Raw genomic sequence first — 11,296 nt, 5'->3', positions numbered from 1 at the left:
TCCTGTTTATTTTGCCTAACTTTATTGGAATTTTCGGCTTTGTTGAATAAAAACACTATAAACCTGATTTACAAGGCTGATATTAACAATAAAGTTTTGTATAGCATACATAGTGTGAAGTTAGAGATGTTTATGTAACAAAGCTGTAAATTTAATATAGTATGAACCCGGTTGCTTTTCACTAATTTTTGAGTAGCTTTACAGAATCTTCATAATACCTAAGTATTCAATTGACTAATTTTTGAATAGCTTTACAGAATCTTCATAATACCTAAGTATTCAATTTTTATCTACAATGGCGAGTGGGGGAGTAGTAAACATCAGAATAATTAACAATAACTGGGGTGCTAATTATCAAAAAAAATCCATACACCTGTGTTAATCACTTAATAATTGAAGTATGACCTAAACTAACTATTATTTTTGTTCATTTTTGGAATTAAACAAAGCATTTATTCTTTGCAAAACTACATATTTTTACTCCAAAATTATATAGATATTTGTGATAAAAAAATAATTTTATTTCAATACAATTGCAATTATTTAAACAATTATTTACCAAATCATAACTTGTCTAGATAAATAACAAACAAAATTAAAAAAAAATACTATCTGATTTCTATCACTTCATCCTGTAACAAATTTGAATCTTGCTAGCAATTTAACTAGATTCCTCAATGTATATAGCTATACTAAATATTCATTTGAAAAGTATACTTTACAAAGGTTAAAGACTACCTTACAATCAATATTAATTTGAACAAATATCAAAATATATCTTAATTAACTATGTCCAAAAACAAAAAAAATACGACAGAAAGTGTAGAAACTAAGGCAGAAAAAAAATTTAGCGAGCCACAATACTACTTTAACCGAGAATTTAGTTGGTTAGAATTTAATCGTAGAGTTTTATCTGAAGGTTTAGACCCCCGTACTCCCTTATTAGAGCGTTTAAAGTTTTTAGGAATTTTTAGTTCTAACCTAGATGAATATTTCATGGTTAGGGTAGCAATTCTGAAAAAACAAATAGAAGCTGAAGTAAATAAATTAACTCCAGACGGTCGTACCCCCCAAAAACAACTTGACGGGATTAATCAAAAACTATTGCCAATGGTTTCTTTACAACATAAATTCTTTGAGCAAACTTTACGACCAGAATTAGTAAAAAATGGCATTCATATCCTTAATTATATTGACCTAAATCAAAAACAAAAAATATACTTACAAAATTATTTTGAAGAACATATATTTCCTGTACTAACACCTTTAGCAATTGATGCGAGTCACCCTTTTCCTTATCTATCTAATCTCAGTTTAAACTTAGCAGTAATGCTGAAAAATCCTGAAACTCAGGAAGATTTATTAGCTAGAATCAAAGTTCCCAAAATATTACCTCGGTTTTTACCCTTACCAGAAAAATTACAGGTGCAAGAAAAGAATAAAATTGTAAATTGGATGGGAGTAACTCTCGAACAAATCATTGCTCATAATTTGGGTGCTTTATTTCCTGGTATGGATATCCAGGAATATCACCTATTTCGGATTACTCGTGATGCCGATCTATCAGTGCAAGAAGATGAGGGCGATGACTTGCTATTGGTAATCGAAAAAGAACTTAGAAAACGCCGTATTGGTGGTACCGTAGTGAGAATGGAAATTAATCCAACAATGCCTAGTACATTAAAAAAGATATTAATGGAAAAGTTGGAGCTGTTAGAAAAAGATGTATACACAGTAGATGGATTACTCGATCTAAAAGATTTGATGTCATTCATGGGTTTGCCATTGCCAGAACTCAAAGATCCAAATTGGGCATCTACTATCCCTCAACGATTGCGAAATCATGGCGATCTCATAGTAACTTCTGACCAAAATAAGAATAATGGCATAGACTTTTTCTCAGTTATTCGCCAGAAAGATGTATTGGTACATCATCCATATCATTCTTTTACAAATACGGTACAAAGTTTCATTACTCAAGCTGCCCACGATCCTAATGTTTTGGCAATTAAGATGACTCTCTACCGTACTTCTGGAGATTCACCTATTGTCAATGCTTTAATTGCTGGGGCAGAAAATGGCAAACAAGTAGCAGCATTAGTGGAGTTGAAAGCAAGATTTGATGAAGAAAATAATATTCAATGGGCGCGGAAGTTGGAACAATCTGGCGTTCACGTTGTTTATGGTTTAGCAGGTCTCAAGACTCATACTAAAATTGTGATGGTGGTGCGTCAGGAAGAAGGTCATATCCGTCGCTATGTTCATATTGGCACTGGTAACTATAATCCCAAGACAGCTAAATTTTATACTGATTTAGGTTTATTCAGCAGTCGCCCAGAGTTGGGAGCAGATTTAACAGATTTGTTTAATTTCTTGACAGGATATTCGCGCCAGCAGTCTTATCGGAAATTGTTAATAGCTCCTGTAAATATGCGCGATCGCTTTATTAAACTAATTAATCGTGAAATTGAGAATTGCCAAAAAGGAAAAACAGGTCGCATTGTTGCTAAGATGAATTCTTTGGTGGACTCGAAAATAATTGCTAAGTTATACGAAGCTTCTCAAGTAGGGGTAAAAATTGATTTGATTATACGAGGTATTTGCTGTCTGCGTCCTGGTTTAGAGGGTGTAAGTGAAAACATTAAGGTAATAAGTATTATTGGGCGTTATTTAGAACATTCTCGTATTTTCTACTTCTATAATAATGCTCAAGAGGAGGTATATATCGGTTCTGCGGACTGGATGCCTCGTAATCTTGACCGTCGGGTAGAAGCTATTACCCCTATTGAAGATCCTGACTTAACGAAGGAGTTGCAAGAGATTATGGGTATTCTGTTATCTGACAACCGTCAAGCTTGGGATTTACAATCAGATGGTGAGTATATTCAGCGTTGCCCTGTGGAAAATTCTCCAGAATTGGGTTGTCATAAAATTTTGATGGAAACGGCAGTTACTAATTAGGGTCTGCTGAAAAAGTCTTTTTTAAGGAGTAGGGGAGTGGGGGAGTAGGGGAGCGGGGAGTAGGGGAGAATTTTTTTGCCCAACTATGCGCTAAAAATGCGCTCCTTTTTGAGCATTAAGAGCTGAAAACCATGTACTTTTTCAATGCCTAAAAAGTCTAAAACCTTATATCTGGTAATTATTTTAGATTTAATCAGCAAGCCCTAATTAGAGCGGGAAAGGAAGAAGGAAGAAGGAAGAGGGAAGAGGGAAGAGGGAAGAAAAAAACTTAAATTTCCAGATATTCAACCTTGGGTTTACACAAATGATTGCCTTCGGACATGACATTAGTTCAATTTCCCCTACTCCCCATCTCCAACTATTGGATATAATATTAGTGCTTAATCCAAAATATTCAAAGGATGATTAACCCAGAAAATTTAGCAGAATCTATTGTTTTAATTACCAGTGCTAGTGACAGAAAAGCAAATGTTATTGGTACTGGGTTTCCTTTTTATCGGGAAGAAAATTATACTTATTTACTTACCTGCGCCCATGTTGTTAAAGATGTGGGTGGTGAGGAGAATGTACGAGTGAATAATAATAATGATATTCCTGTAGATGTTGTGGCGATAGGAAGTATTCATGATTTTGATTTAGCAGTTTTACGAATTAAAGGGTTGTTAAATTTTCCCCTGTTCAAGTTAAGGGTTTTATCTAGGGATAAAGAAAAAATTTGCCAAGTTAATATTTCTGGCAACTATCTTTATAGCGAAGATAAAATACCAGAATGCCAGACAATCAGAGGAATAATTGATGCTAGAGGAAAAGTAATTAAGTCTCAAGAAAAAGTTGGCGTTTGGGAACTAAAAATTACACAAGGAAAACTTAAACCTGGTTATAGTGGAGCGCCTGTTGTTGATTTAGAAACAGGTTTTGTTGTGGGCGTGACTACTCATAAGGAGGGTCGAAATGAACAGGAGGGGAAAGTAGGAAGAGCAATATCTATAGAAGCTATTGAAAAAATTTGGGCTAAGATACCTTCTACTATTTCTCAACAACTTAAAAGAGAAAGTTCATTGACTCAATTATTGGTTAAAGGCAGTAAGTTTAACAATATTTCTCTAGCATCTTTTCCAGATTTAGATTTTTCTAGTATTTCTCTAGAGACTATCCAAAAGGCTTATCAAGATTCTTTACCTGCTGATGCTGAAATTTGGGATTTAGAAGTAGATAGTATTGAACAAATATTAGAAAATTTGCATAAATTTAGAAAAATCCCTCAGTTTTTTGAACAGTTAATTCAAGCTCCAGATATTCCTGGAGAAATTCGGAATCAATTGCAAGAGGAAGTAGAAAAATTAGCACCAAAAAATCCTTTAACAGAAAATACAAATAAATCTTCCACAGATTTTTTTTCTGAAGAATTAGAAAAAGTTGAGTCTTATATATTAGCAACACTTATTCCAGATGAAAATGAATATTTTTTCTTAAATGCTTGGTTAATTATTGATGATTCAGTACAAAATTTATCGAAATTTCAATCCCTCCTTGACCCCAAAGAAAAACAACAGGGAATATTTTGTAAGTCAACTCAAATTTCCCAAGAATTTAATAAACTTCTCAAAAAAGCGCTGGAATATCTTAAAAACAAAAATTTTTCCCTAACAATAGAGTTTTTTTTACCTAGTAATTTAATGTGTGAGGAGGTAGACAGATGGAAAATTTCTGACCCTGTAGATGAAGAAATTACTTTAGGAATTCAATATCCAATTAGATTGCGATCGCTAGAACGTCTTGAACTTGGTTATTTATATTCTTATCTACACCAATGGCGAGAATATTGGGATGAAGTTAAACAACATTTACCAAAGGAAGCTGATTTAAAATTATTTGAGCATTTGTCAGAAATGGAAAGTTTTAAATGGAAATCATTAAAAATAAAACTAAAAGAAAAAATCGGGTTGAAGATTACTCGCGCTCATCCTGAATGTATTAGGAAAGATTTATTTAGAGCAATTTTATCAGCGACAACACCTATAGCGATTTGGCTCAGAAATGATATTCCTAGTTGGAATCAAGTAACTTTTATTGATGAAATATTAACTCGTCAACCTCTAAGAGAACTATGTGAATCAGTTAGATATAATAGAGAAAAAGCTGATGCTAATGGTCAAATAGATAAACATTTAGGTTATCATTTGGCTGTTCTTTGGGAAAATCCCTATCGTTTGCCTCCTGATACAATTAGAGAATTAATGGAGCCTGGACAATAACGAGGTCAGAAGTAATAAGTCAGATTTGATCGACTAAAAAATTTGATAATACAATAGTTTTGGCAATTATTTGACATTTAAAATTAGCAACTATTTGTGATACAAAACTGAAATGATAGTTGTAGGTTTTTGTGCAGAGTAAGTTAGTTTTTTTGAGGAGTGATAGCCATCATTATTCCCCCTATTGTATTCCCAATAATTTTTCTGCTATAATTCTACATAATAATCTCAAATATTAATAAGAGATACCTTTGAACCGAATCATTTTAACCATATCCAAAAACTTCCCTATGATTTTCCCATAATGCCAGCTAGAGACACTTACCATAACAACTTAATTAACGCTCTAGTCAAAGATAACTGGAGCATAACCGATGACCCTTACTTTGTTAAGTGGGGGAGAAGAGATATGTATATTGATTTGGGTGCTTCTTTACTTCTGGCAGCAGAAAAAGAAGAGGTAAAAATAGCATTAGAACTGAAAAGTTTTGCAGGTCTTTCCCCAATGAACGATCTAGAAAATGCTGTTGGTCAGTATATCGTTTACCATGATGTACTTAAAAAAACAAACCCAGAAAGAATTCTCTATTTAGCAGTAGATGAAGAAGCTTATGAGGGCATATTCAGCGAACCTATCGGCCAACTAATGCTAGAAAATCACCGCTTAAACTTAGTAGTTTTCCACAAATTAGAGGAGGTAATTATTGAATGGATACCATTAGTAAATATCAACAAATAATCGAGAAAATAATCGGCGACTATGCTCAATTGCGCTATTCCTATAGCGAAGTAGAGAGAAAAACAGTTTTTGACCGAAAACAGAACCATTATTTATTGATGATTATGGGAGTAGAGGGTCATAAAATGGTTCATGGTTGCATACTTCATCTAGAAATCATAGGCGATAAAATTTGGATTCATCGTGACGGAACTGAAGATGGTATAGCAAGAGAATTGTTAGCAGAAGGGGTTCCCAAAGACCAAATTGTTTTAGGGTTTTATACCCCCGGCAAACGCAAGATAACTGATTTTGCAGTTTGTTAGTTTTAGGGGTGTTGGCGGACCTAACTAATACTACTGGACATGATACAAATTAAAAAAATTATTGAAAAAAATTTATGAATGACTGGAAAATATTTCAAGGTAATAGCCAACCCCATGATGAAATTATTCGCCTTCCCGAACCTCCAAATTGGCGTAAATTTATTGGTGTAGATAATCAGATAATTAAACAAATTGAACAACGTTGGAACAACTTTTTAGATGAGAAAGGTGAAGCAACAGAAGATTCGGAAAGAGGTAAAAGTTTTCGGATTCAAACTGACAGTAATAATGACAGAAATAGTGTCATCAATATGGTGAATGCAGCTCTATATTTAAGGAGACCATTGTTAGTAACGGGCAAACCGGGAACGGGAAAAACTTCTTTAGCTTACGCCGTAGCTTATGAATTGAAATTAGGGCCAGTTTTACCTTGGTATATTACCGCTCGCTCAACTTTGAAAGATGGGTTGTATGATTATGACGCGATCGCCCGCCTTCAGGATGTACAAATGGGCGACAAAAGTAAAGATATTGGTCGTTATATTAAACTTGGCGCTCTGGGTACAGCTTTACTTCCTTTCCCCAAACCCCGAGTTTTATTAATTGATGAGATAGATAAGAGCGATATTAATTTACCTAACGATCTACTCAATTTGTTTGAGGAGGGAAAGTTTGAAATTCCTGAATTAGCTCGTCTTTCTAAAGATGTTTCCCAGGTAGAGGTTCGCACTTATGATGACATGGATGTACCAATCAAAAAGGGAAAAGTGTGCTGTCAGAATTTCCCTTTAATTATTCTCACCAATAATGGGGAACGAGATTTTCCACCAGCTTTTCTCAGACGATGTTTGCGGTTAACCATGCCTTATGATCCTGATGCGAAGGCGTTGAAAGAAATTGTCAGAGCGCACTTGGGTAGTGATGTGTTGACTAAGGATGAGGCAAAAATTGAAGAATTGATTGATAAGTTTATAGAAAAACGTTCGGGAGGCGACCTTGCTACAGACCAACTTTTGAATGCTATCTATATAATGACTCGCCAGTTAAAACCCGAACCACAGGATGAGGAAAATTTGACTCAGGTTTTGCTGAAATATTTGACGAGTGAGGAGGATAGATAATATCAAATCCGGAAGTGTGGGAACCCACCCCTAACCCCTCCCAGGAGCTATTGGTAGGGTGTGTTAGCGGTAGCGTAACGCACCGAAACCCTATATCTGTTGTCAGTGCGTAAGTCCTGATAATGTGCAAGTTAAAACCCGAACAACAGGATGAGAAATATTTGACGAGTGAGGAGGATAGATGATTGACAAATTAATTACCGCACTGAGTAAAAAAGCGGGAATGTCAACAGAGGAAATAGCTGATACTATTTGGTTGGCATTACAAATACAAGAATCTCAGTCTGAGTCAGTTTCTTCAGACTTTTCCTTGGTTGAGGAAGACATAGGAGCGATCGAGAATAAAACCACAACCTCAGACTCAAAACCTCAGACTCCAGACTCAAATGAAATACGAAAAAATCTAGATTCCGAGGCACAAAAAGCAAAAATTTATCCCCAGAGTCAACAGCAAACCGAATCCTTAGATTTATCCTTTAAAACCCCCAATGCTCCTTCCTTGCGTCAACCATTAACTTTAGCACGAGCGTTAAAACCTTTAATGCGTCGTATTCCCGCTGGCACAAATTTTGTTCTCGATGAAGCTGCCACTATCGAAGGTATTGCCAATACAAAATTGTGGTTGCCTGTATTAAGACCTACCTTAGAGCCTTGGTTAGACCTGGAATTGGTAGTTGACGAAAGTATATCCATGCAAATTTGGAGACAAACCATCAGAGATTTGGAAAAATTGCTGAAAAACTATGGAATTTTCCGAGATGTGCGAGTCTGGGGGATGACTGCCAATGATGGAGAAAAAGTGCAGGTTCGTCGGGGGATAGGTGCAGCAGCTAAAAATAAATTTCCCCGTAGCTCCAAAGAATTAATAGATGGGAGCGGACGTCGTTTGATATTGGTAGTGAGTGATTGTGTTTCGTCTTACTGGCGAGATGGCACAGTGACAAAAGCATTAGAAATTTGGGCAAATTCTGTACCGACAGCAATTATTCAGATGTTGCCCAAGTGGTTGTGGAAACGAACAGCTTTAGGTAGAGCGTCGGAGGTAAGGTTACGAGCATTAACTCCCGGAGTGTCTAACCAAAATTTAATTGCTCAGGAAGTGTCTTTGTGGGAGGAGTTGGAGGAGAAAAAAGGCGTTAAAGTTCCAATATTTACTTTGGAGGAGGATAAGGCAACTACTTGGGCACAAATGTTGTCTGGTAAAAGTAGTGTTTCGACTTTGGGGTTTGTGTTTAAATTGGATGCTCCGGTTAAGGAGAATAAATTGTTTAATCTTGACTATAGTCAGTTGAGTGCGGAAGACCGGGTACAAGCATTTCGGGTGACTGCTTCTCCCATGGCGAGAAAATTGGCAGGTTTATTAGCTGCGGCACCTGTTATTAGTTTGCCTGTGGTGCGGTTGATTCGAGGAGCATTGTTGCCAGAGTCTCTACAAGTTAATGTGGCCGAGGTGTTTTTGGGAGGTTTATTAAAGCCTTTGTCTGAAATTAAGGTGGAGAGTAATTCCGATGATGTTTTGTATGGGTTTGTGGATGGGGTGAGAGAGTTATTGATAGATTCGATGCCTTCAGAATGGGTGTTGCAGGTGGTGGATAAGGTGTCGGAATATGTAGCGGAGAGAGTCGGTTTGTCGTTGGAAGATTTTGCTGCTGTTTTGAGGAGGGAGAAAGAGGTTGAGGATAGTGGGGTTGTTGAGGAGGTTGGATATTTTGCGACGGTTACTGCTCAGGTATTAAGGCGTTTGGGTGGGGAGTATGGGAAAGTTGCGGAGGAGTTGGAACTTAATAGTAGAGAAGGTTATCCAGCAGTTAAATTAACAACTGTAAATATCCAAGCCTTCTTTAATGCAACAGATCCTGGCATTCCTTTGTTTATAGACAATGCAGAAATTGACACAAAATACTACATTGACTTTTCTCCAGTGCGTGGGGGAGAAATTATCAAAAAGTTGAAAAAAACTATTCTCTGGTATTCAGACATACCTACTTGCCAATTATTTACCGGACACATTGGTTGTGGTAAGTCCACGGAACTTTGGCGACTGAAGCAACAGTTAGAACTAGAAGGATTTCATGTTGTCTACGTCGAGTCTGACAGACATATAGAAATGGGAGATGTAGATATCAGCGATATTCTTCTAACTATTGCCCAACAAGTGAGTAAAAGTTTGGAGACTTGGGAAAAGCTCAACTTGGAAGAACCCACAAAACTTAAAACTATACTTCAGGGAGCAGCCAAATTACTGCAGACAGAAATTGAAATATCTAACATTGAACTCTCTTTCGGAATAGGCAAGATAACTGCTGAGGCAAAAGCTAGTCCTGAAGTTCGTAGTAAACTCAGAGAATATCTCGGACCCCGCACCAGTGGCATTATTGAAACTATTAACCAAGAATTGTTTGAACCTGCTAACGAAAAGCTGAAACAGTATGACAAAAATGGATTAGTAGTCATTGTTGATAACCTTGATAAAGTTGATAATACTATTAAATATCAAGACAAAACTCAACCAGAATATCTATTTGTAGATCGAGGGGAGCAACTAACTAGACTTCAGTGCCATGTAATTTATACCATTCCTTTAGCACTAAGGTTTTCCAATGACTATGAAGCATTAACTCAAAGATTTAAGAAAGACCCCCAAATATTGCCAATGGTGGCCACACAGTTACGCGACGGTAGTGAATGTGCTGAAGGAATGGAGTTAGTTCGACAGTTAGTGTTGGCAAGAGCGTTTCCGGAATTAGATCCACAGCAACGTTTGGCAAAAGTTACCGAAATCTTTGATAGTCAGGAAACTTTAGATTACTTATGTCGTTTCAGTGGTGGTCATGTCCGAAATGTATTGCGCATAGTTAATGATGCTATTATGGAAGAAAGTGAGTTACCAATATCTCATAGTAGTATGAAGAATGTAATTAGAAGCTATCACAATGAGCGAATTTTAGCTATAGATGACCAGGAGTGGGAATTATTACGCCAAGTAGCTGTAGCTCGGACAAAAAAAGTAACGGGAGATGACGGATACCAAACTTTAATCCGGAGTATGTTTGTTTATGAGTATCAAGATGATCGAGGTTCTTGGTTTGATGTTAATCCTTTGTTAAAAGATGCGCTGGAGTCGCAGTAATTGACTCGTAGAATTGCTCTAGTAAACGTAGGTTGGGTTTCGATACCTAAACCCAACATTTTTCAGCTCCCATTATTACTATTGCTCAAGTAGGATAACGTCAACTCAAGCTACATAAGTTTTTGTTGGGTTCGCTGTCGCTTAACCCAACCTACTAAACTGAGACAAAATAGCGATTGCCTCATTCCACAAATACCAACAAACTGCAACGTTATAGTTTTTAGATTTTAGATTAATTTTGATAGAGTAGCGATCTTATCATCCGTTCCGCTCCGCGAACGCTTATTCCCCATAGATTGATGTTTTATTCATCTATTGTTCAATAGTTATTAAATTGGAGATACAGTCAAAATAGCGATCGCCTCCTTTCACAAATACCAAGAAACTCCAACGTTATAGTTATTAGATTTTAGATTAATTCTGATTAAGTAGCGATCGCTTATTCTCCATAGATTAATGTTTTATTCATCTGTTGTACAAGAGTTTTGAGATGGAGTAACAAGAGCGATCGCCTCTTTCCACAAATGACAAAAAACTCCAACGTTATAGTTTTTAGATTTTGGATAAATTCTGATTAAGTAGCGATCGCCTCCTTTCACAAATAACAAAAAACTCCAACGTTATAGTTTTTAGATTTTAGATAATTTCTGATTAAGTAGCGATCGCCTCCTTTCACAAATAACAAAAAACTCCAACGTTATAGTTTTTAGATTTTAGATAATTTCTGATTAAGTAGCGATCGCCTTCTCTCCTAAACAACTAAAGCCTTCTTGCTACTCCCTACT

Annotated in this window: 7 protein-coding genes and 1 pseudogene; 7 read left to right on the top strand and 1 reads right to left on the bottom strand. The window is 36.2% G+C overall.

The window, feature by feature from the left end:
• Positions 1-789: 789 nt before the first annotated feature.
• The 7 genes and pseudogenes from ppk1 (at position 790) to AC3DU7_RS13130 (ending at position 10,511) form a co-directional block, all read left to right on the top strand.
• Positions 790-2,961: a polyphosphate kinase 1 gene (ppk1, locus tag AC3DU7_RS13160; RefSeq protein WP_488039790.1), complete on the top strand. Its 2,172-nt coding sequence runs from the start codon at positions 790-792 to the stop codon at positions 2,959-2,961.
• Positions 2,962-3,362: 401 nt separating this feature from the next.
• Positions 3,363-5,216 (top strand): VMAP-C domain-containing protein, encoded by a 1,854-nt coding sequence (locus AC3DU7_RS13155; protein WP_488039789.1) that lies wholly within the window; start codon positions 3,363-3,365, stop codon positions 5,214-5,216.
• Positions 5,217-5,520: 304 nt separating this feature from the next.
• Entirely contained in the window at positions 5,521-5,955 is a 435-nt protein-coding gene (locus tag AC3DU7_RS13150; RefSeq protein ID WP_488039788.1) for a XisH family protein, read from the top strand.
• The gene (locus AC3DU7_RS13145; protein ID WP_488039787.1) at positions 5,925-6,260 is read left to right on the top strand and encodes an element excision factor XisI family protein; all 336 of its coding nucleotides are present in this window, start codon (positions 5,925-5,927) and stop codon (positions 6,258-6,260) included. Before AC3DU7_RS13150 ends, AC3DU7_RS13145 begins: the two co-directional genes overlap by 31 nt.
• Before the next feature lie 74 nt (positions 6,261-6,334).
• The gene (locus AC3DU7_RS13140) at positions 6,335-7,381 is read left to right on the top strand and encodes an AAA family ATPase (RefSeq protein WP_488039786.1); all 1,047 of its coding nucleotides are present in this window, start codon (positions 6,335-6,337) and stop codon (positions 7,379-7,381) included.
• Positions 7,382-7,562: 181 nt separating this feature from the next.
• A pseudogene (locus AC3DU7_RS13135) lies at positions 7,563-8,996 on the top strand (SAV_2336 N-terminal domain-related protein); the annotation flags it as partial.
• Between the two features lie 159 nt (positions 8,997-9,155).
• Positions 9,156-10,511 carry an ATP-binding protein gene (locus AC3DU7_RS13130; protein WP_488039791.1) on the top strand — a complete coding sequence of 452 codons (1,356 nt, stop codon included), beginning with the start codon at positions 9,156-9,158 and terminating at the stop codon, positions 10,509-10,511.
• 461 nt (positions 10,512-10,972) lie between these two features.
• Here AC3DU7_RS13130 and AC3DU7_RS13125 read toward each other — a convergent pair whose 3' ends face one another.
• Positions 10,973-11,119, bottom strand: a complete 147-nt coding sequence (locus AC3DU7_RS13125) for a hypothetical protein (protein WP_488039785.1) — start codon at positions 11,117-11,119, stop codon at positions 10,973-10,975.
• Positions 11,120-11,296 lie beyond the last annotated feature (177 nt).

The organism is Okeania sp., assembly GCF_983059655.1.
The sequence above is the reverse complement of the archived record's forward strand: the minus strand, read 5'-3'. Positions and strand labels throughout refer to the sequence as shown.